This is a genomic window from Bradyrhizobium sp. UFLA03-84 (assembly GCF_002289535.1).
GTDB lineage: Bacteria > Pseudomonadota > Alphaproteobacteria > Rhizobiales > Xanthobacteraceae > Bradyrhizobium > Bradyrhizobium viridifuturi.
Map to the genome: position 1 here is coordinate 177,341 of NZ_NSJY01000003.1, position 21,900 is coordinate 199,240.

Genomic DNA, 21,900 nt, shown 5'->3' on the forward strand with positions numbered 1-21,900 from the left:
GATCCGCGAGTGGCCGGTACCCCCGTCTATCCCCTCGAAGCATGCAGCGATCGGCGAGCAATCAGGGTGCGGCTGGCTCTCTTCACGAACCTGGCGAAGTCAGGATGACTAACCCTTGCTAGGGGTCATCAGCGATACCGACTTGCGCTGCCGACTAAGCGCGTTGCGACGCGGTTGGGTTTCCCGCCCTCGACAGGTCCATCAATTGAACGCGATCCGCGAGGGCCTGCGAAGCCCGACGGCAACCGTCGTCCGAACGGACAAGACCGACAAGCCGCTTTGTTCTTATTTTGTACCATGATAACCGATGGCGCGAGGGGAGCACGCGCCATGCAGCTTCGGTCCGCGGGCTGTGCGTTCAGCACCCTGCCGCCCGCAAGAACACAATTTATCAGAGCATCCCGAGCGCCTGCATATAGGTCTCCAGGATGGTCTCCTGCTCCTGGCGCTCGTTGGCATCTTGCTTGCGCAGGCGCACGATGGTGCGCAACGCCTTGACGTCGAAGCCGTTGCCCTTGGCCTCGGCGTAGACGTCTCGGATGTCGTCCGAGATCGTCTTCTTTTCTTCTTCCAGCCGCTCGATGCGCTCGATGATGGACCTGAGCTGGTCCTTGGCAAATCGCGTTGCGGGCTCGTCCTGAACGGCGGCAGACGTGGTGGCCATCGCGTACTCCTGAAATGGCAATGAAATGTCGCGCGAATACGCGCCACGCGCACCGCTTGTTGCGGGCGACCCTCGATTTTGGAGCACGTTCCGTCAAGGAAACATCGCGCTCATCCACAGCGCGCCCACAGGAGATGCTGAGGGCCGCGGAACTGACGTCACACAGATCGGGAATTAGTGGCCGCTTTGGGCCTTCTTCATCGCCGCGAGCTGCTCCGGCGTGGCGCTGCCCTGGTACTTCGCCTTCCACTCCTCATAGGGCATGCCGTAGACCGCCTCACGGCTCTCGTCCTTGCTCACCGCAAGGCCCTTGGCGTCGGCCTCTTCCTTCATCCAGTTGGACAGGCAGTTGCGGCAGAAGCCGGCAAGGTTCATCAGGTCGATGTTCTGCACATCGGTCCGGCTTCGGAGATGGCTGACGAGGCGCCGAAACACCGCGGCTTCAAGTTCCGTTCTGGTTTTGTCGTCAATGCTCATGATCGTGATCCCGGTGTGAGGCGCTCACCATATTGATATCAGGTGGGAATTGTCACAGATTTTGCCATATCGACGCGCAATACGGAGCTGTCCGGCCACACTTGCCACGGTCCCACAGCGCGGGAAACGGGCGCCCGCCCGTTGACAGTGCCGGCCGGGCACGCGAAATCGTCAATGATTTGATATAGCTTCGCCGCATGAGCCCAACAGATTCTCTCGCCTCAGCTCCTCCCCGCACCATTCGCCTGATCCTGGCCGGCCTCCTGTCGGTGCTGGCGGTTGTCGCGGCCTGCCTATGGACGAGCCCGGCGGCGGCGGATTTCCGGCTCTGCAACAACACCTCGAGCCGCGTCGGGATCGCGCTCGGCTACAAGGACGCCGAGGGCTGGACCACCGAAGGCTGGTGGAATGTGTCGTCGCGGACCTGCGAGACCCTGCTCCGCGGCAATCTTGTGGCGCGCTACTACTACATCTACGCTCTCGACTACGATCGCGGCGGCGAATGGTCCGGCCAGGCCTTCATGTGCTCGCGCGACAAGGAATTCACCATCAAGGGCACCGAGAATTGCCTGGCGCGGGGCTTCGACCGCACCGGCTTCTTCGAGGTCGACACCGGCGAGCAGCGTGCATGGACCGTCCAGCTGACCGAAGCCAACGAACAACAGCCGCAGAAAGTACCGGGAATGCCGGGCGGCGTGGCCCCGGGAAGCCCCGGGGCGATGCCGGGCCTGCCAAATCCGCCGCCGGGCGCAACGCCGCCGGGCGCGCCGGGTCTGCCGCCAGCCGCAACGCCGCCCGGAAACAAACAATGAGACGACTGCGTCGAATCAAGATCCTTGCAACGCTCGGCCCGGCCTCCTCAGACAGCGCGATGATCCGCAAGCTGTTCGAGGCGGGCGCCGACGTCTTCCGCATCAACATGAGCCATACCCCGCATGACAAGATGCGGGAGCTGGTCAAGACCATCCGCAATGTCGAATCGAGCTACGGCCGGCCGATCGGCATCCTGGTCGACCTGCAAGGGCCGAAGCTGCGGCTCGGCTCGTTCGCCGAAGGATCGACCCAGCTCAAGAACGGCCAGAGCTTCATCCTGGATTCCGACAAGACGCCGGGCGACAACAGCCGCGTCCAGCTGCCGCATCCGGAAATCCTCGCCGCGCTCCGACCCGGCCACGCACTGCTGCTCGACGACGGCAAGGTGCGGCTGATCGCCGAGGAAACCTCGCCCGAGCGTGCGGTCACGCGCGTCGTGATCGGCGGCAAGATGTCGGACCGCAAGGGCGTCAGCCTGCCCGACACCGATCTGCCCGTCTCCGCGATGACGCCGAAGGATCGCGCCGACCTGGAAGCCGCACTGCCGGAAGGCATCGACTGGGTCGCGCTGTCCTTCGTGCAGCGGGCTGAGGACGTGATCGAGGCCAAGAAGATGATCCGCGGCCGCGCCGCCGTGATGGCCAAGATCGAGAAGCCGCAGGCGATCGACCGCCTTGCCGACATCATCGATGCGGCGGACGCGCTGATGGTGGCGCGCGGCGACCTCGGCGTCGAGCTGCCATTGGAACGGGTGCCGAGCCTGCAGAAGCAGATGATCCGGATGGCGCGCCGCGCCGGCAGGCCGGTGGTGGTCGCGACCCAGATGCTGGAATCGATGATCCAGGCACCGGTGCCGACCCGCGCCGAAGTCTCCGACGTCGCCACCGCGGTCTACGAAGGCGCCGACGCCATCATGCTGTCGGCGGAGTCAGCCGCCGGCAAATTCCCGGTCGAGGCGGTCTCGACCATGAACCGGATCGGCGAGGAGGTGGAGCGCGACCCGACCTATCGCAGCGTGATCAACGCGCAGCGCGTCGATCCCGAGGCGACGGTGGGCGACGCCATTGCCGACGCCGCGCGGCAGATCGCCGAGACGCTCGATCTGTCGGCGATCATCTGCTGGACGTCATCAGGCTCGACCGGCATCCGCGTGGCGCGCGAGCGGCCCAAGGTGCCGGTGGTCGCGATCACGCCGAATCTCGCCACCGGCCGCAAGCTGTCGGTGGTGTGGGGCGTGCATTGCGTGGTCGCCGAAGACGCACACGATCTCGACGACATGGTCGACCGCGCCGGCTCGATCGCATTCCGCGACGGTTTTGCCAGGGCTGGCCAGCGCGTCATCATCGTCGCCGGCGTGCCGCTGCGCGCGCCGGGCACCACCAACATGCTGCGCATCGCCTCGGTCGGGCCGAACGGCGACGCGCAGCTGTAACGGACCGTGCCGGGCCACGCATCAGCGTGGCCCGATACTGCACTCCGGACCATCAACCCTGCAGCGACGCCTCGAGCGTGATCTTGGTGTTGAGCAGCTTCGACACCGGGCACCCGGCCTTGGCTTTGCCCGCCAATTCCTGGAACGTCGCGTTATCGGTGCCCGGGATCTTCGCCGACAGCGTCAGGTGCACGGCGGTGATGGCAAAGCCGTCGGCGACCTTCTCAAGCGTCACATCGGCCTTGGTCTCCATGTGCTCGGCGGTGAGCTTGGCTTCGCCGAGGATCAGCGACAATGCCATCGTGAAGCAGGCGGCATGCGCCGCGCCGATCAGCTCTTCAGGGTTAGAACCGGGCTTGCCCTCGAAGCGGCTGGCGAAGCCGTAGGGGTAATCGGCGAGCGCGCCGCTCTTGGTCGAAATCGCGCCCTTGCCGTCCTTGATGCCGCCCTGCCATTTGGCCGAACCATGAGTCGTCGTCATGCGTTGCTCCCTGAGCTTGGTTGAACCCAGCCACAAGCTTACAACGCCAATGCGACGGAAGTGTTCGCCGCGCTCTCGGCGTCAAAGCGTTTTCAAGCGAAGTGGACGCCGGTTCGCGTGAAGAAAACGCGTCAAAATACAAACCTCTAAGCGCCGACCAGCGCCTTCGCCGGCGTCGTCGCCTGCACCACAAGACCGCGGGCGCGTGCATCCATCACGCCGACCGCGCGCAGCGCGAGCAGCGTCACGGTCTGCACCGCATCGCGCAGCTTGATCGGATCGTCGAGATTGCTTGGTGCCAGCGGGCCGACCAGCGCCTCGTGCAACGCGCCGAGCAAGGCGGTGGCGGCGAGCGCCGTGTCCTGCGCCGGCAGATGGCCGGCACGCACGGCGGCATCGATTCGCATGGCGAGCTCGCCGGAGATATCGCGGCGGCTGGCTAGGCGCGAGGCGGTGACGTCGACGTCGACCGGCTCGGCCAGGATGCCCCAGGCCAGCTTGCGCTGCGACAGCACATGGACCGCGATCGTCGTCACCGCGGCGGCCAGCGCCGATGACGGGCCAGGCGCGGCGTCCGCGGCGCGCCTGATCGCGGACAGCTCGTCGCGCGAGACTTCAGTGATCAATTCCGAAATCAGCTCGGCTTTGGACGGGAAGTAGCGGTAGACGGTGCCGGCGGCGACATTGGCCCGCACCGCGACGGGTGCGATCTGGACCGCCGCCATGCCGCCCGCGGCCGCAGCATCGCGCGCAGCCGACAGGATGGCGCTGCGCCGGGCAGCCAGCCGCTTCACGACCTGATGTGTTCGCCGATAGACCATGGCGTTCCGTCCCCCCACCGTATGACCTGGCCGGCGCCCACCGGCAGAACACACGCGTCTTCAATGTTTTGCGCGATTGATCCCGCAACCGCCCGAAGAAGTGAACAACTATTCAGAGGGGATGACAAGCTGGAATTGTAAGGATTTTGCGACGGCCACACGCCACCTCCGATTGAGCTGACGGCCGCTCCGGCCCGCGAATGCCCTTGGGCCGCCCCGATCCAGCGACGGATCGGCGGCTGCGAGCACCACTCAGGGTCGGATCGGGCCTTCGATGGTAAACCGCGAGCTAAGATCATCGCCCGAAATAGAGGCATCTGGTCTCGCACTGACCCGCGCGCATCGCGGCCGCATTTACCCGAATTTATCTGAGACCGTGGTCGAGTGCGCCCAACGTCACGCGTGGCGTTGCCTCGATGCCATCCGCCGAACCAAGAAAGCGCATGTCACTCTCCATCACCAGCAGCGTGAGCAGCCGCAGCTCTGTGCGAGGGCTGGTGCCGCTATGCGCCGCCGTGGGCGCCTATCTGTTTTATCTCTCCGCCGGTGAGATCCTGCTGCGGGATTCCGACACCGAATGGCAGATCAAGGTCGGACAGTGGATCCTCGAACACGGCGCGATGCCGACATCGGACGTGTTCTCCTTCACCCGTTTCGGCGAACCATGGATCTCGAGCTCGTGGCTGTCGCAGGTGGCGTACGCCCTCGTCTATGGCGGCGATTGGGCCGGGCCGGTAATCCTGACGTCGGTCGCGATCGGCGCGACGGTTGGGATCTTCCTGCATCTGCTCAGCCCGTATTTCGATCCGGCGCGTGCGATCCTGATCGCCGCGCTGGCGCTGCTGTTGTCGACGATCCACTTCTTTGCGCGGCCACATGTGCTGGCGCTGCCGGTCCTGCTGGCGTTCATCGGCGGCCTGATGGCGGCCGCCGATCGCCGCACGTATCCATCTTGGTGGCTGCTGCCGCTGATGGCGCTATGGGCCAATCTGCATGGCGGCTTCGTGCTCGGCCTCGCGCTGATCGGGCCGATCGGACTGGAGGCGGTCTGGAGCGCAGAGCCCAACCGCCGCCGTCAACTCGTCGTGCGATGGGGACTGTTCGGTATCGCGGCGCTGGCCGCGAGCTGCGTGACGCCCTACGGCTGGAACAGCCTGCTCGGCGCGACCAAGATCCTCAGCCTCGGCAAGCTGCTGACGCTGATCGGCGAATGGATGCCCGCGGATTTCAGCAAGCCCAGCTTCTTCGAAGCCACGCTGCTCGGCCTGATCGGCCTCATCTGCTATCGTGGGCTGACGCTGTCGGTGCCGCGGATCCTGCTGCTGCTCGGGTTGGTCTGGATGGCGCTGAGCCATATCCGCAACATCGAGGTGTTCGCGTTCATCGCACCGCTGGTGCTCGCCAAGCCGATATCGGAACAATGGGGGATGGCGGCCGTCGCCGCCGCCCGCTTCGAGGAACGCCGCTCGTTCCCCGTCGTCACGATCCTGGCTTCGATCGCGATGGTGATCGGCGCGTGGGTGACCACGACGACCTTCATCGCGCAGCACCAGTTCAAGTTCCTGCCGGTGTTCTGGCCCGCCGCCGCGGTCGACGTCCTCCAGCAGCACAAGGTGCAGCGCGTGTTCAACACCGCGCCGTTCGGCGGCTATCTGGTGAGCCGCGACATCAAGGTGTTCATCGACGGCCGCGCCGAGCTGTATGGCGAGCAGTTCGTGCTCGACTATTACGCCGCGCTCGACGCCCGCGATGCCGGACAGCTGCTGGACCTGCTCGACAAATACCGGATCGACGCCACGCTGCTGAGCTCGGACTCTCCTGCAGGAAATGTGCTGGACCACCTCAAGGGCTGGAAGCGGCTGTACAAGGACGACGTCGCCGTCATCCATGTACGGTCGAACGAGACGAAGGCCGGCGCGAGTTCGAACTAAGCGTCAAAGGCTAAACGGCTCAGACTTCTTCCGTCATTGCGAGCGAAGCGAAGCAATCCATTGGGCCGCGTGCGCGGAGCGATGGATTGCTTCGTCGCTTCGCTCCTCCAATGACGGCGAGACGCCACCGGCCGCCTTTAGTTCCCCGTCTGCAACTCGCCGAAGCGATCCCAGCTCTTGCCGTTGAAGCGCATCAGCTGCATCTGGTCGACCGGCACATGGTCGACCGGCGACGTGTTGACCCTGATGCCCGGCAGCAGCATCGGCAATTCCAGGTCCTTGATCGCGAACGCCTGCCGCAGGATGTTCTCGGTCGAGAGATCGTCGCCGCAGGCCTTCAGCACAGCCTCCATCGCCATCGCGCTGTTGTAGGCGTTGACGTAGTTGGTGTCGTGCTGATCGCCTTCGGGCACGAATCTGGTCATGAAGTCGCGCCAACCCTTCATGCCCGGATCGTCCTTCCAGGCCGGATCGTCCGGATCCTTCACATAGGCCGTGGAGATGATGCCGGTGCCGGCCTCGACGCCGGCCGGCTGCATCACGGTCGAAATCCACACCGCGGTGTTGGAGAGGAACGTCATCGGCCGCCAGCCGATCTCGAAGGCCTTGCGGATCGACTGCGCCGCGAATTTCGGCGTCGCCGCGATCACGAAGACGTCGGCATTGGTGGCCTTCAGCTTGACGATCTGCGAGTCGATCGTGGGGTCCGATATCTCGTAGGTCGCAACGGTGACGAGCGAATCGTATTTCTCGCCGAGCACGTCCTTGAGGCCGGCGAGATAGTCGCGGCCGTAATCGTCGTTCTGCGAGATCACGGCGAACCGCGCATTCGGAATCTTCGCCAGTGCGTAACGCGCGTAGAGCCGCGCTCTCGTAGCGGAACGGCGCCTGCACGCCCATCGTGGCCTGCGGGAATTGCGTGACGTCGCCGAACTTCGAGGCGCCGGAGGCGAGGAACAGCTGCGGGATGTTCTTGCCCTGCAGGTACTTTGCGATCGCCGTGTTGTGCGCGGTGCCGATCGAGGAGAAAATCAGCGCAACCTCGTCGCTTTCGACGAGACGGCGCGTCTGCTCCACCGTCTTCGGCGGTGCATAGGAATCGTCCAGCGAGATGAAGTTGATCTTGCGGCCGTTGATGCCGCCGCGCTCGTTCAGCATCCTGAAATAGCCGGCCTCGCCCTTGCCGAGCGCGCCGAACGCCGACACCGGCCCGCTATAGGGCATGGTCTGACCGATCCTGATTTCAGTTGATGTGACGCCGCGCATCTCGGCTGCAAATGAAACGGCGGGCAGCAGCAGGAATGAAATGGCGCCAAGCGCGCCGAATGCCTTGCGCATCGGCCTCCCCTCCCCATTTTTCTTGCCGCGCTCTCAGTCGGCGCGGCCGTGCCGTCCAGCGGCTTGGCGCGAGGATGCCACGGCGGCCCGATGGAGGCCAAGCCTATTCGCCGCAGCGGTCTCAGCGCGTGCCGCGCTGCTTGACCGGGATCACGAATTTCAGCCCCGACCATATCGCATCGACGGCGCACACCTTGACGTCGACCAGGCCCGACACGAGCCCGGTGTTGCGAACCACGACATCCGTGAGATCGGTCGCGACGCCCGAGCTCTTCTTCGGCCACGACACCCAGATCATGCCGTCAGGCGCGATCACACCCCGGTAGCGGCGCAGCTTGACCGAGAGGCCCTTGGCCTCGGCGGTGAACAGATGCACGGCATTGAGCGGCGCCCGCGCGGTCTTCGCGAGCTGCACACCGGCGGGCAACTCTCCGACGATGTCTCCATAGGGAACGGATAACCCGTCGACAAAAATACAAAAGCCCGGCTTTAGGCCGAGCTTTTGCACAATCGCTTTGCCGGTATGGCCGGCCATGGCTTACGCCTGCGGCTGCGGCTCCAAGCCGGTGTCCGGATCGGGACGCGGGCGCGGCTTGCCGGCCGGCGGCACGGCGGAGGCGCGCGGCGTCGACGGCTCCAGCACCGACTCGCGGTTGGGCTTCTTGCCCTTCAGCAGGTCGGTGATCTCGTCGCCGGTCAACGTCTCGAACTCGAGCAGGCCCTTGGCGAGGGTTTCGAGATCGTCGTGCTTCTCGGTCAGGATGCGGGTCGCTTCCTTGTAGCCTTCCTCGACCAGGCGCTTGATCTCGGAGTCGATCTTCTGGACTGTCGCCTCGGACGCGTTCTGCGTGCGCGAGACCGACATGCCGAGGAACACCTCGTCCTGGTTCTCGCCATAGGAGACGGTGCCGAGCTCTTCCGAGAGACCCCAGCGCGTCACCATCATGCGGGCCAGGCGGGTCGCCTGCTCGATGTCGGAGGCGGCGCCCGAGGTCACCTTCTCGCGGCCGAAGATCAGCTCTTCCGCGACACGGCCACCCATCATGATGGCGAGACGCGAGGTCATCTGCTCCAGCGACATCGACAGCTTGTCGCGCTCCGGCAGCTGCATCACCATGCCCAGCGCACGGCCGCGCGGGATGATGGTCGCCTTGTGGATCGGATCGGTCGCGACGACGTTGAGGCCGACGATGGCGTGGCCGCCCTCGTGATAGGCGGTCAGCAATTTCTCTTCCTCGGTCATGACGAGCGACTTGCGCTCGGCGCCCATCATCACCTTGTCCTTGGCCTCTTCGAACTCGGCCTGCGTCACCATCCGCTTGTTGCGGCGGGCGGCGGTCAGCGCAGCCTCGTTGACGAGGTTCATCAGGTCGGCGCCGGAGAAGCCCGGGGTGCCGCGCGCGATGGTCTTGAGGTTGATATCCGGCGCCAGCGGCACCTTGCGGACATGGACCTTGAGGATCTGCTCGCGGCCGACGACGTCCGGGTTCGGCACCACGACCTGACGGTCGAAGCGGCCCGGACGCAGCAGCGCGGGATCGAGCACGTCGGGACGGTTGGTCGCCGCGATCAGGATCACGCCTTCATTGGCCTCGAAGCCGTCCATCTCGACCAGCAACTGGTTCAGCGTCTGCTCGCGCTCGTCATTGCCGCCGCCGAGGCCGGCGCCGCGATGACGGCCGACCGCGTCGATTTCGTCGATGAAGATGATGCAGGGCGCGTTCTTCTTGGCCTGCTCGAACATGTCGCGGACACGGCTCGCGCCGACGCCGACGAACATCTCGACGAAGTCAGAACCGGAGATGGTGAAGAACGGCACGTTGGCTTCGCCGGCGACCGCGCGCGCGATCAGCGTCTTGCCGGTGCCGGGAGGGCCGACCAGCAGCACGCCGCGCGGAATGCGTCCGCCGAGCCGCTGGAATTTGCCGGGGTCGCGGAGGAATTCGACGATCTCCTGCAGATCCTGCTTGGCCTCGTCGACACCCGCGACGTCCTCGAAGGTGACGCGGCCATGCGCCTCGGTCAGCATCTTGGCGCGCGACTTGCCGAAGCCCATCGCCTTGCCGGCGCCGCCCTGCATCTGCCGCGACAGGAAGATCCAGACGCCGATCAGCGCGATGAACGGCAACCATGAGACGAGCAGCGAGACGAACCACGGCACGTTGTCGCCGGGCGCCTTCGCGGTGATCTGCACCTTGGCGTCATAGAGCCGCTTCACGAGCGTCGGATCGCTCGGCGCGTAGGTCTGGAAGCTCGTGCCGTTGTTGAAGGTGCCGTGAATCTCGGGCCCCTGGATCACGACATCGCGGACATGACCCTGATCGACTTCGGTGAGAAGCTGCGAGAACGAGATGTCCGAGGACGACGAGCGCTGGCCAGGATTCTGGAAAAGCGTGAACAACGCCAGCAACAGCAGGACAATGATGACCCAGAGGGCGAAATTCCGCAGATTGGCGTTCATGGTCTTCCTTCGGTGGTCGCGCGGATCGCGGCCTCTCTCTATCCTTGGGCAGGCTCTGTGGGAATCCCCAGGGAATCCATCCCGTGATGGCATACAATCTAGGTGCCGCAGGGGTCGATGCCAAGGGAACTGCGCACGACTATTTACCGCATCCTAGCCCGATTCCCGGTCAAAAAATGACGCAGAATCCGGTGTTTTTCCGGGGTGGTTAAGCCACCTTGCCGGATTATGGCAGCGATTGAACCAATCGAACCCGGCCTAGCCGGAACGTGCCCGGCGGGGCGGTGCCGGGCTGATCCTGATACGGCCGGAGGCGACGCTGATGACCGCTCCGGCGAGGGTCTGTTTCAGCTTGGATTCGCGTTGACCGGCGGCCCCATCCAGGGCCTGGTCGACCGCCGCGAGAAGGGTTTCGACCTTGCCGAGCTCGGCCGGCCCCTCATGTCCGGTACGGTCGATGGCGCGCTTCAGCAGGCGGAGGCGGATCTCGTCCGGCATCACCGCGAACAGCGCGGCGTCGAAGCCCGCGCCGAGCTTATCCTCGCTTTTCAACGCAAGATAGCGCTCGGCACCATCGACCAGCAGTTCCAGCGCGGAATTGGCCCGCGCGATCCGCGCGGCAAGCCGCGCCAGGATCCGCGCATCACCGCCCTCCTCCGCCAATAGCGGCATCAGCGCGCGCAGCCGTGGCCGCGTGAAGGACAGGTCGCGGTTGGTCGGATCGTCGGCAAAGCCGATGCGCGCCTTCCGCAGCGTTGCGATCAGCTGCGCCTTCGACACATCGAGCAGCGGCCGCATCAGCAGAACGCCGTCGCGCTCGGTCTCGCGCGCCATCGCCGAAAGGCCGGCAACGCCACTGCCGCGCAGCATCCGCATCAGCAGCGTCTCGGCCTGGTCGTCACGGGTATGCGCGGTCAGGATATGCGTGGCGCCGTGCTTGCGCGCGGCTTGCGTGAGCAGACGGTAGCGCGCCTCGCGCGCGGCGGCCGGCACGCCGGTCCCGGGTTTCGGCCCATTCCATCGCAGCATTTGATGCGGCAGGTCGAGGCTTCGCGCCAGCCGCTTGACGTCGCGCGCCTCGCGAGCCGCCTCAGGACGCAGACCGTGATCGACGGTGACCGCCACCAGCCGCGGCCCTTGCGCGAGCGCGCGGCGCCAGCGTGCGGCCAGCCACATCAGCGCGACTGAATCCGGACCACCGGACACCGCAAGCACGATCGCCGGCGCGCGCGCCAGATCTACGAACAGGCGCTTGGCGTCCCTTGCCGGGATGGCGGATTGGTCGTCGGGCATCGCAGAACCAGCAGGCCGTGGAAAGGCCGGAAGCGGCCTCCCCTTGCCGGTTTAGCACTTCACGCGCTTCTGCTCGCGGTCAACCGCAGCCTTAACCCCGCCGGAGGCGCGCGGGTACTTCCGTGCGATCTCGCCGAACGCGGCGCAGGCGGCTTCCTTTTCCTTCAGCGCCGCCAGCGACTGGCCGAGCCGCAGCAGCGCGTCGGGTGCCTTCGCTGATTTGTCGAACTTGGTGGTCACGCCGAGGAAGGTCTCCGCGGCGTCGCGATATTGCTGGCGCTGGAAATAGCTTTCGCCGAGCCAGTATTGCGAATCCGCCACCAACGGATCGGTTGGATATTTCGTGGCGAAGTTCTTCATCGTCTCTTCGGCGAGCGCATAGTCCTTGCGCTGCATGTAGCCGATGCCGAGGTCGAACTCGTCCTTCGGCGTGGCCGACGGCGGCAAGGTGGTCAGGGCCGCGCTCGCGCCGGGCGCGCGTTGCGGGCTGGTGTTGCCGAGCTCGAGCGGCTCGCCCGCCCCGCGGCCGCCGGGCGCACCGACTGCTGCCTCGCCGGGCATCGGCATCTGGCCGCCACCGAGCGCACGCGGCGCGCCCGGAGCATTCGGATTCTGGTTCGGATCGAAGGCATCGCCGCGGCCGCGACGGCCCGGTGTGGCAGGCGCCGCCGGCTCCTGCACGATCGGTGCGGGCGCTGCGACCTGCTGCTGGTCATAGCCGCCCTGCGGCTGCCGGCCATAGCCTTGCTGGGGCTGGCCGTATCCCTGCTGCGGCTGGCCATACCCCGGCTGGGCCTGCGGGTAAGCCTGCGGCTGCTGGGCGGGCGGCACCGCAGCGACATTGGATTGGCCCGCCGGAGCCTGTCCAGGCGCGCCGGGCGGCTGGCCGCCAAGCTGGCGCAGACGCTCCTCGAGCTGGCGGTTGCGGTACTGCAGCTCCTCGTTCTGACCGGTTAGCTGCCGCAGCTGGTTTTCGAGCCGCTCGATCCGCATCTCGGCATCGGAATCGTCGGACTGGGCAAACACTGGTGCGGAAACGGCGAATAGCGCCGCGATCGCCGCGGCGGAGGAAAGAAAATGAAGCCTGGATGACATTTTGCCCTGACGACGAGATCGACGTGAAAAGCGAGCGACATTGAGGGACGGAGTACGCCGGAATTGTGACTGGCACTTCAAATCCGGGACAGCGCCACGGATACCGGTTTAGTACGGGCGCTGGAACAAGCAAGCGGCCAATTGCACGCAGCTTCGTTCATCTTGATGAAGGGCGCCCGGCCCCGCCATGCGGTCAAAACAAAACCGGCGCCCGAAGGGCGCCGGCTTGGAAACGTATTCAGGATCGCGTCAGGAGCTGGCGTTCAGCACGGTGACGGCGCGCCGGTTCTGCGACCAGCAGGAGATGTCGTTACAGACCGCGACCGGGCGCTCCTTGCCGTAGGAGATGGTGCGCATGCGGCTCGGATCGATGCCGCGCGAGGCCAGGTAGGCGCGCACCGACTGGGCACGGCGGGCACCAAGCGCGATGTTGTATTCGCGCGTGCCGCGCTCGTCCGCATGACCTTCGATGGTGAAGGAATAGCGGTTGTAGGTCTGCAGCCACTGCGCCTGCTTGTCGAGGGTCGCAGTCGCCTGCGGGCTGAGATCGGTCTGATCGCTCTCAAAGAACACGCGGTCGCCGACATTGACCACGAAGTCCTGCTGGCTACCCGGGGTCGCGGCGCCCCCAATCGCGCCATTGGCGTCCAACGGGTTCTTGTTGGCGCAGGCGCCCATCGACAGCGCCACCGCCAGAACCGCAACCAGCTTCATACCCTGGAGATAATTCATTCCCGGAGCCTCCACGCTCACGCTCTTCGTACTACCCAATCGGTCTACAGGGCGATGGTTAAGCGAACGTTCCGTCAACCTTGACGAGACCTTGCTGGACCCCATCAAATGCCAGACAATGCCGGAAAGCGCCCCCGATGGTTAATGGGTGGCAAATGTGGCGCGATGGTGAAGGGAAGGCAAGCTTCGCGGGAACCAAATCGCTCGACGGCAATTTTGGCGCCGTCCGTGGCCAACCGGCGACAGAAAGTTGCAGATTTGGAACGCTGGAACGGCGGCAGCGACGAAACGGCAGCCGGGTAGTTCGCGCTCAGGAATGCGGCACGATCGACGGACGCTCGAATCGCTCGATCGTCGGCTGCTGGAGCACATGGTGTTCACGCTCGAACAGCATGCGGCGCTCGAACGCCGACGAACGCATCATCGGGTAGCGCGTGAACACCTTGTCCCGCATGGTGGGGAAATCCGCCGCCATCAGCCCGACCGGCTTGAGCAGGCCCGGGAACAGGCGAGGCTCGGCAATGGTCTCGTGGAAGAAGACGCGGCGGTAGAATGCCTGGTGCTCCGGACGGACGATGGCCAGTCCCAGATCGGCGCTGAAATATTCGCAGGCCATATAGGCGAGACGAACGGTGACATAGGGCAGCTCGGGCGTGCGCCGGGCCCGATCGGGATCCGCAACGAACCGCGCGGGATCGATGATGACTTGATGGCGATCGAGCCTCGGATGCAGGATTTCGCCGAAGGCCTCCGCAGAGCACGACTCGCGCCACTCGTTCGTCAGCACGCTGATGCGAACCGAGCTGCTGAGCTGGCCGTCGAGATAGACGCCGAAGGTCCAGGAGTTCTCCAGATCATCGTATTGATCCGTGACCCGCTGCTCAGCGGATTCCTTCACCGCGCCTTCGCGCAGATAGGCGCGATAACGCAGATTGTAGATCTCTTCTTTTTCGGCGGGCGTTTGGGCGAGGCGGTAATCAACTTGGTCGAGCAGCTCCGGGCCTCGCGAAAAAGCGCGGGGCGCAACGACGGGGGACCTCATGAACTACTCCGGACTGTCACGACAACTTTTGCGAGCTGCCTAAAATCTTAACAGCTTCTTAATTTTCGTCAAAGCAATCGAGACAATACAGTTAACTTGTGACCGCAAGGGTGCATTCCCGGTGGTGCACCCGGGGATCATCACAACTATCGATTGAAGGCGTTCGGCGGGCTCACGCGATCGAGCGCGAGGGAACCACATGCAATTGCTCGTCGGCCCGCCGGCCGTGCGAAGCATTGAGCAACTGGCGGATGCGCACCGCGGGAACTGGCCGGCTGAACAGGTATCCCTGTGCTTCGGTCACCGCGCCATCGGCGCTGATCAGTTCGAGCTGCTCATTGGTCTCGATGCCCTCGACCACGACCGACATGCCGAGATCCGCCGACAGCCGCGCCACGCCGCGCAGCAGGGTCAACGGACGATCGCTGTCGATGCCCTCGAGGAAGGAACGATCGATCTTGACCTTCTGCAGCGGGAAATTGTGCAGGTAGCTGAGCGACGAGTAGCCGGTGCCGAAATCATCCAGCGAGATCCGCACGCCGAGCGAGCGCAGCTGCGACAGCACGTCGTGGGTCAGCTCGGTGTTGTGCAGCAGCGAGGATTCGGTGATCTCGATCTCGAGCCGGTGCGCGGGCAGACCGGAGACCTCGAGCGCGTAGCGGACCTCGCTCAACACGTCGCGCTGATGGAACTGCTGCGGCGAGAAGTTGACCGCGACGCTGACCGCTTCGGGCCACTTCATGCACTCCATGCAGGCCTTGCGCAGGATCCAGCGGCCGAGATCGACGATCAGGCCCATGTCCTCGGCGACCGGAATGATGTCGACCGGAGACACCGTGCCGCGCGCGGGGTGGTTCCAGCGCAGCAGCGCCTCGCAGGTCGAAACCTTGCCGGACTTCAGATTGATCAGCGGCTGGTAGAACAGCTCGAACTCCTCGTTGGCCAGCGCCTTGCGCAGATCGAGCTCGAGGATGCGTCGGGCCTCGACAGTTTGCGCCATCTCGTCGCGGAAGAAGCAGAAGGTGCCGCGGCCATCGGCCTTGGCGCGGTAGAGCGCCATGTCGGCGTTCTTCAGCAGCGTGTCGGCGCCGACGCCGGGCGCGGTCATCGCGATGCCGACACTGGCGCCGATCTCGACCAGATGGTTGTCGATCTTGTAGCGCTCGCTGAGGCGGTCGACGATGCGCCGCGCCAGTGCGGCGGCATCTTCATGCGAGTTAATATTCTGCTGGAACACGACGAATTCGTCGCCACCGAACCGCGCGACGAAATCTTCCGGACGCAGCATCTCGCGCAGCCGCTCGGCGACCGCACAAAGCAGCTGATCGCCGCAGGGATGGCCGAGCGTATCGTTGACCTGCTTGAACTGGTCGAGGTCGACGAACAGCAATGCGGAACGGTGGTCACCGTGCTGCATGGCGAGCAGGCGGCCGATCTCGTCGCGGAAATTGACCCGGTTGGGCAGCGCGGTCAGCTCGTCGTAGCGCGCGAGGTGGCTGATCCTTGCCTCGGCGTCCTTGCGTTCGGTGATGTCCTCGACCAGCAAGACCGTGCCGCCGCCGGCCATCGGCTGGAACGTCCAGTCCAGCGAACGGTTCTGCGCCGGATCGGGGTCGCTGGTGACGATGTCGCCGCGCTGCGAGCTCTCGATCTCGAACAGGATCTGCTGCGCGGCCGCGACCGAGATCGCGCCGGACAGGACGCAGGCGTTGCAGATATCGGCCGCGCTGGCGCCGCGCTGCACGAAATCGTCCGACAGCTGCATCATCTCGATGAAGCGGTGGTTCATCACCGCGAGGCGCCCGTCGGCGCGGAACATGCACAGGCCATGCGGCATGTTGTTGAGCGCAGTATCGAACTGATGCGCCAGCGCCGCCTCGCGGAAGCTCGCGGTCAGCGCCTTGACGAAGATCGCATGCAGGCTGAGGTTGATGCCCTTGAGGCCGAGGAAGAACAGCACCAGCAGGGTCGCGAGGCCGACATAGTAGAAGTCGCCATGCAGCGCCAAGGCGAGCGACATCGGGCCGCAGGCGACCAGCACATGGAGCTGAAGCAGCCGCGGCCGCCCGTAGTTGCGGGCCGCGCCGCCTGCGGTATAGCCGACCGTTACCGCGACGCAGAGCATGTGGGCGATCGCATCATCGCTGCCGAGGATGGTGACGAAGCACCAGGCGCCCAGCACCATGGCGTAGACGATCGCACCGATCGAGTAGCGCGGCGCCCAGACCTTGGCTTCCTCATAGGTCAGCCCGCCGCCCTGCCCCTCGTCGTATTTGCGCATCCAGACCGCGCGCGCGGTGCCGATGGCGATGATCAGGAAGGCGAACGGCCACAGCAGCACATTACCGGTCTTGAGCGCGGTCATCACCGCGGCGGAGGCGGTGGCGACGCTGCCGAGGAACATCGCCCAGAAGTTCTGGCGCATCGAATCCACAAGTGCAGCGTAGAGCACTGGCTCCAGCTCGTCCTGGCTGCCTCGTCGTTTCTGATCCACCAACTGCATCTGCAGACGTACGCGTCCTTTTCCGGCAGCGTAGTTTTAGCGGCCGCAGGTGAAGCCTTTCTGAGCGAACATCCTTAGCGAGTCCTTGCCACGGATGATTGATGGCCGAAATTCGGCATCAAATTCAGTGCGCTAGGTAAGAAGTGCCGACCTGCTCCGGGGTTCCCCGGAGCAGCCCCGCGCGAGCTCAGGACAACAGCGGCGACCAGGCGGGATCGGACGCAAAACCGGGGGTCGGAACCCGCAGCTCGTTGCGGCCGGACACGTCGATCGTGAACAGCGACGGGCCGCTGTTGCCGCCGGGATCGCGGAAGAACATCACGACGCGTCCGTTCGGCGCAAAGGTCGGACCTTCATTGTGGAAGCCCGAGGTCAGGATGCGCTCGCCGGAGCCGTCCGGCTTCATGATGCCGATCGCGAACTGCCCGCCGCCCTGCTTGGTGAAGGCGATGTAGTCGCCGCGCGGCGACCACACTGGCGTCGAATAGGTGCCGTCACCGAACGAGATGCGCTGCGCCTGCCCGCCGGTTGCCGGCATCACATAGATCTGCGGCTTGCCGCCGCGATCGGACTCGAAGCACAGCCGCGTGCCGTCGGGCGCGTAGGATGGCGAGGTGTCGATCGCCGGCGTGTCGGTCAGCCGCGTCATCGACTTCGAGCGCAGATCCATCACGAACAGGTTTGAGTTGCCGCCCTGCTGCAGGCTCATGATGACGCGCTGGCCGTCAGGCGAGAAGCGCGGCGAGAACGACATGCCCGGGAAGTTGCCGACGATCTCGCGCTGACCGGTCTCGATGTTGAGCAGATAGACGCGCGGGTCGCCCTGCCCGAACTCCATGTAGGTGATTTCCTGGGTCGACGGCGAGAAGCGCGGCGTCAGCACGAGGTCCGAGCCGCGGGTCAGATAGCGCACATTGGCGCCGTCCTGGTCCATCAGCGCAAGACGCTTGACGCGGCGATCAGCCGAGCCGCTCTCGTCGACGAACACGACGCGGGTATCGAAATAGCCCTTCTCGCCGGTCATCCGCTCGTAGATCTGGTCGGAGATGATGTGGGCGATACGGCGCCAGTATTCCGCCGAGGTGTCATACTGCTGGCCGGCGAGCTGCTGGCCGGTGTTGACGTCCCAGAGCCGGAATTCCGCCTTCACGCGGCCGTTGCCCTGGCGCGTCATCCGGCCGGTCACCAGCGCCTGCGCGTTGATGCTCTTCCAGTTGTTGAAGTTCGGCGCCGCGTCGATGTTGATCTGCTTCTCGAGGTAGGCGGCCTGATCGATCGGCGCGAACAACCCGCTGCGCTTCAGATTGTTGGTGATCACCTGCGTGACGCCGACGCCGACTTCGGCATCGCCGGGCGTGCCGGCGGCGAAGTTCGGGATTGCGATCGGGACCGGGGCAAACTCGCCTTCCGAAATGACGATGCGTTTTGACTGTGCAAACGTGCCGCGCGCGCCGATAGTCGTGGCAGCGGTGAGTGCAGCCATTCCGGAAATGATCTGTCGGCGATTGGGGCGAAACAGCACATCGCGCAATTTATCTGGATTGGTCATCGGTCACGTTGGCTTTGATAATGGCGCATAGGGTTCAAAGTTGCTTTTCCTGGAAGACCGGCGTGAAGGACTTCCATTCATCGAAGAACGCCGCCGGCAGACGATACGGCTGGCACTGAATGATCGCGCGCAACGCGCTATCCGCATAGGCGCGGGCATAGGGGGTTGGCGGCGTGCCGTCCGGCACCGGCATGCCTTCCAGTCCACCGTCGCGCTTCAGGCGAATATTGAAGGCGACCTCCGGCCTCTGATCATCCAGGCCACCGTAAGGCTTGTTCGTCCAGCAGCGCTCCACCTGCTGCCTGAACATGGCGCCCCAGGTCGCGGAGTTGTCGGCAGCCTTGCCCTTTGCGGTACCGAGCGCCGCGTTGGCGTTGAGCGCATCGCCGGTCGCCGCCGCGCGGGTCGGGTCGCGCTTGTCGAGCAGCGCTGCGATCTTGCTCTGGTCGAACACGCGATCCTTTGGCTTCTGCTCCGGCGGCGGCTTGGCGGCCTGCTGAACCGGCTTCGGCGGTGGCTTCTTCTCTTCCTTCTTGATCGCTTCCGCGATCGGATCGGGCTTCACCGGATCAGGCTTCTTCTCGACCGGCTTCGGCTCTTCCTTCGGCTTGTTCTCGACCTTCTTCGGCGGATCCGGCTTCTTGTCCTCCGGCTTCTCCACCTTCGGTGTCGGCGCCGGCGCAGTGTCGGTCACGACCGGCGGCTTCTTCTCTTCGACCTTGCCGACGGTGTCGTCTACCGGCTTGGCTTCGGCGACCTTGTCGACCAGCGGCTTGGGATTTTCCTTCTTGCCGTCTTTCTGGCCGGTCATCACGTGCGAAAGCTGGTCGGCGGAGATCACGTCGACGGCAACGGATTCCTCTTCAGGCATCACGTATGCCCTGGTCGAAAACGACACGAGGCCCCACCCGATCACGAGGACGTGCAGGACAATCGATGCCGCCAGAGTCTTGTCGACCTTGACCTTCAAATCAGGCTTCCCCGTGCCTTGGCATGGTGGTTATCCGCCTTCCGGGATGATGACGATATTCGCCTTGAATCCCGCGGCCCGGACTTCCCCGAGCAATTTCATCATATCCGTGTAACAGACGTCCTTGTCGCCACGCAGATAGACCACTTTTTCGGCATCCGACCGGGCATCGCCGATCGCCTTGATCTTGGCTGGAAAATCCGCGGCCGTGACCGGCGCGTCGCCGAGATAGAGTTCGACATTCGAGTTGCAGCCGCCGCCGGTACGCTTGACCGACAATGTCAGCGGCGGCTGGTTCGACGAGATCGACTTGCCGCCGCTCGCGACCGGCAGATCGATATCGATGTTCGACGTCATCAGCGGCGCCGCGACCATGAAGATGATCAAGAGCACCAGCATCACGTCGACCATCGGCGTGACGTTGATCTCGGCCATGACCGGCTTGCGCCCGCCGCGGCGGCGTCTGCCCCCGCCGGACCCTGCCATGCTCATCGCCATGATCGTGCGCTCACAAGAGTGACCATCGTGACCATCATCAGTCTCAGCCCCGCTCGTCGATCTGACGCGACAGGATGGCCGAGAACTCGTCGGCGAACCCCTCGAGGCGCGCGGCCTGCCGGTTCACCTCCGAGGTGAACTTATTGTAGAAAATAGTCGCCGGAATTGCGGCAATCAGGCCGATTGCGGTCGCAAACAGCGCTTCCGCGATACCGGGGGCCACCACCGCCAATGAGGTGTTTTTCGAGGCCGCGATCGACTGGAAGCTCGACATGATGCCCCAGACGGTGCCGAACAGGCCGACAAACGGGCCGGCCGAGCCCACCGTGGCGAGCACCAGGAGGCGCCGTTCCAGCCGCTCCACTTCCCGGGCGATCGAGACGTTCATGACCTTTTCGATCCGGGCCTGCAGCCCGGCAAAGGACCGCGACTGGCTCTCGAAGGAGCGCTTCCACTCCCGCATTGCGGCCACGAAACAGGCCGCCATCGACTGGGTCGGCTTGGCCGAGAGTGCCCGGTAGAGTTCCTCGATCGACTGGCCGGACCAGAACGCCTGCTCGAACTTGTCCATTGCCCGCTTGGTGCGGGCGTAGAGCAGGATTTTGTCGATTGCGATCGCCCAGACCCACACCGAGCAGGACAGAAGTCCCAGCATCACGCATTTGACGACCCAATGGGCCTGCCAAAACAATGCGATCAGCGATACATCGCTCGATGCCAGTGGCAGCGTCGACTGAGCCACATCGGCGGGATTCATCGGCAATATCCTCTCAACGCAAGTGTCCCAATTCGGCGGGCCGCCAATCGGCACCCCTTCCACGGCCGCGCGCCCGGCGCGGCAAAACTGCGCGAGAGCCTCTTACATCTGTCGCATGGGGGGCCCGTCCAAAGCCGGGCCCTGCTTCCCCTGCCAACATGTCAAAACGAGGGCTTTTCACGCGTCATTCCGACCCTAACCAAACGCTAATCATGGTTAAGGCGAGGTTACCAAAGGGAAATTTGGAGGCGGGAAATGCCGCCGGACGAGCCGGTTGGCGGGTTCCCGGGATGAACGGTTTGCGGCCGGGTGGAGAGAGCGCGGGTCCCCCTCCCCGCGTCGTCCTGGCGAAAGCCGGGACCCATAACCACCGAATCCGGTGACGAACGGGATCGTGGCCCCAGCGTCGCGCAACAAATGAACTTAGGGGTAATGGGTCCTGGCTTTCGCCAGGACGACGGCGATGGATGGTTCGCGATCCCACTGACACACCGCCGGCGTCATCACCCGCGCCCAGTATTCCAGAGGCAGCGGTGCTTGACCCGGGCTCTCGCTTCGCGAGCCCTGCAATGACGATGGAGAGTGATCGCCTCGCTAACGTCGCCTCACGTCAAATGCCTGATGAGCGCGAGCCCGGCAAACAATCCCGCGATCGAGAGCGCCACCGATCCCGCGACGTACAGCGCAGCCAGCCCGAGCTCGCCACGCTCATAGAGCAGCGCGGCGTCGAGCGAGAAGGCGGAGAAGGTGGTGTAGCCACCGAGGACGCCGGTCATCAGGAACAGCCGCCAGGGCTGCGAGGCCTCGCCCTTGAAGGCGAGATAGCCTGCGATCAGCCCCATCACGGTCGATCCCGTGATGTTGATGATGAAAGTGCCCCAGGGAAACGCGGTGCCGATGCAGCGCGCACAGGTGATGTTGATCAGATGCCGCAGCGTGGCGCCAAGACCGCCGCCGAAGAAGACGAGGAGATAGCTTGCCAGTTGCCCCATGCGCGCTTTGTGCCGCATGGCCGCAACCGCTGCAAGGAAACAAAAAGGGCA

19 protein-coding genes and 1 pseudogene are annotated in these 21,900 nt (G+C 64.7%); 3 read left to right on the forward strand and 17 right to left on the reverse strand.

What is annotated here, in order from left to right:
• Positions 1-391: 391 nt before the first annotated feature.
• Both CK489_RS00940 and CK489_RS00945 read right to left on the reverse strand, forming a co-directional pair.
• Positions 392-664: a DUF2312 domain-containing protein gene (locus CK489_RS00940; protein WP_050422683.1), complete on the reverse strand. Its 273-nt coding sequence runs from the start codon at positions 662-664 to the stop codon at positions 392-394.
• A 174-nt stretch (positions 665-838) separates the two neighbouring features.
• On the reverse strand, positions 839-1,141 hold the full coding sequence (locus CK489_RS00945) for a DUF1244 domain-containing protein (RefSeq protein WP_050626055.1): 303 nt from the start codon (positions 1,139-1,141) through the stop codon (positions 839-841).
• A gap of 197 nt (positions 1,142-1,338) precedes the next feature.
• On the opposite strand from CK489_RS00945, the gene CK489_RS00950 reads away from it, so the two are divergent.
• Together CK489_RS00950 and pyk are read left to right on the forward strand one after the other, a co-directional pair.
• Positions 1,339-1,953, forward strand: a complete 615-nt coding sequence (locus tag CK489_RS00950; RefSeq protein ID WP_095730971.1) for a DUF1036 domain-containing protein — start codon at positions 1,339-1,341, stop codon at positions 1,951-1,953.
• Positions 1,950-3,386 (forward strand): pyruvate kinase, encoded by a 1,437-nt coding sequence (pyk, locus tag CK489_RS00955; protein ID WP_050626057.1) that lies wholly within the window; start codon positions 1,950-1,952, stop codon positions 3,384-3,386. The genes CK489_RS00950 and pyk overlap by 4 nt, the downstream gene beginning before the upstream one ends.
• Positions 3,387-3,438: 52 nt before the next feature.
• Here the strand turns inward: pyk and CK489_RS00960 are convergent, their stop codons facing one another.
• Both CK489_RS00960 and CK489_RS00965 read right to left on the reverse strand, forming a co-directional pair.
• Positions 3,439-3,867, reverse strand: a complete 429-nt coding sequence (locus CK489_RS00960) for an OsmC family protein (RefSeq protein ID WP_050626058.1) — start codon at positions 3,865-3,867, stop codon at positions 3,439-3,441.
• 146 nt (positions 3,868-4,013) lie between these two features.
• Positions 4,014-4,688, reverse strand: a complete 675-nt coding sequence (locus tag CK489_RS00965) for a TetR/AcrR family transcriptional regulator (RefSeq protein ID WP_021078615.1) — start codon at positions 4,686-4,688, stop codon at positions 4,014-4,016.
• 443 nt (positions 4,689-5,131) lie between these two features.
• Here CK489_RS00965 and CK489_RS00970 point away from each other — a divergent pair, with 443 nt between their 5' ends.
• Positions 5,132-6,619, forward strand: a complete 1,488-nt coding sequence (locus CK489_RS00970; protein ID WP_095730972.1) for a hypothetical protein — start codon at positions 5,132-5,134, stop codon at positions 6,617-6,619.
• A 137-nt stretch (positions 6,620-6,756) separates the two neighbouring features.
• Here the strand turns inward: CK489_RS00970 and CK489_RS00975 are convergent.
• The 13 genes and pseudogenes from CK489_RS00975 to crcB form a co-directional block, all read right to left on the reverse strand.
• Positions 6,757-7,957 (reverse strand): annotated as a pseudogene (locus CK489_RS00975) (ABC transporter substrate-binding protein).
• Between the two features lie 121 nt (positions 7,958-8,078).
• Positions 8,079-8,492, reverse strand: coding sequence for a DUF3052 domain-containing protein (locus CK489_RS00980; protein WP_095730973.1), 414 nt, complete (start codon positions 8,490-8,492; stop codon positions 8,079-8,081).
• A gap of 3 nt (positions 8,493-8,495) precedes the next feature.
• Positions 8,496-10,418 carry an ATP-dependent zinc metalloprotease FtsH gene (ftsH, locus tag CK489_RS00985; RefSeq protein ID WP_050626061.1) on the reverse strand — a complete coding sequence of 641 codons (1,923 nt, stop codon included), beginning with the start codon at positions 10,416-10,418 and terminating at the stop codon, positions 8,496-8,498.
• Positions 10,419-10,676: 258 nt separating this feature from the next.
• Positions 10,677-11,711, reverse strand: a complete 1,035-nt coding sequence (gene tilS, locus CK489_RS00990; RefSeq protein ID WP_095730974.1) for a tRNA lysidine(34) synthetase TilS — start codon at positions 11,709-11,711, stop codon at positions 10,677-10,679.
• 51 nt (positions 11,712-11,762) lie between these two features.
• A complete protein-coding gene (ybgF, locus tag CK489_RS00995; RefSeq protein ID WP_198960796.1) occupies positions 11,763-12,806 on the reverse strand; it encodes a tol-pal system protein YbgF in 1,044 nt (347 codons plus the stop codon).
• A 249-nt stretch (positions 12,807-13,055) separates the two neighbouring features.
• Positions 13,056-13,538 (reverse strand): peptidoglycan-associated lipoprotein Pal, encoded by a 483-nt coding sequence (gene pal / locus CK489_RS01000; RefSeq protein ID WP_016846948.1) that lies wholly within the window; start codon positions 13,536-13,538, stop codon positions 13,056-13,058.
• A gap of 310 nt (positions 13,539-13,848) precedes the next feature.
• Entirely contained in the window at positions 13,849-14,580 is a 732-nt protein-coding gene (locus CK489_RS01005) for an N-acyl amino acid synthase FeeM domain-containing protein (RefSeq protein ID WP_095730976.1), read from the reverse strand.
• Between the two features lie 172 nt (positions 14,581-14,752).
• Positions 14,753-17,083 (reverse strand): putative bifunctional diguanylate cyclase/phosphodiesterase, encoded by a 2,331-nt coding sequence (locus CK489_RS01010; protein WP_050626064.1) that lies wholly within the window; start codon positions 17,081-17,083, stop codon positions 14,753-14,755.
• Between the two features lie 187 nt (positions 17,084-17,270).
• The gene (gene tolB, locus CK489_RS01015; RefSeq protein ID WP_245350212.1) at positions 17,271-18,566 is read right to left on the reverse strand and encodes a Tol-Pal system beta propeller repeat protein TolB; all 1,296 of its coding nucleotides are present in this window, start codon (positions 18,564-18,566) and stop codon (positions 17,271-17,273) included.
• A 100-nt stretch (positions 18,567-18,666) separates the two neighbouring features.
• Positions 18,667-19,602, reverse strand: a complete 936-nt coding sequence (tolA, locus tag CK489_RS01020; RefSeq protein ID WP_095730978.1) for a cell envelope integrity protein TolA — start codon at positions 19,600-19,602, stop codon at positions 18,667-18,669.
• 30 nt (positions 19,603-19,632) lie between these two features.
• Positions 19,633-20,100 carry a biopolymer transporter ExbD gene (locus tag CK489_RS01025; RefSeq protein ID WP_016846953.1) on the reverse strand — a complete coding sequence of 156 codons (468 nt, stop codon included), beginning with the start codon at positions 20,098-20,100 and terminating at the stop codon, positions 19,633-19,635.
• Positions 20,101-20,143: 43 nt separating this feature from the next.
• Positions 20,144-20,857, reverse strand: a complete 714-nt coding sequence (gene tolQ / locus CK489_RS01030; protein WP_016846954.1) for a protein TolQ — start codon at positions 20,855-20,857, stop codon at positions 20,144-20,146.
• A gap of 605 nt (positions 20,858-21,462) precedes the next feature.
• Positions 21,463-21,849, reverse strand: a complete 387-nt coding sequence (gene crcB / locus CK489_RS01035) for a fluoride efflux transporter CrcB (protein ID WP_050626116.1) — start codon at positions 21,847-21,849, stop codon at positions 21,463-21,465.
• Positions 21,850-21,900: the final 51 nt, after the last annotated feature.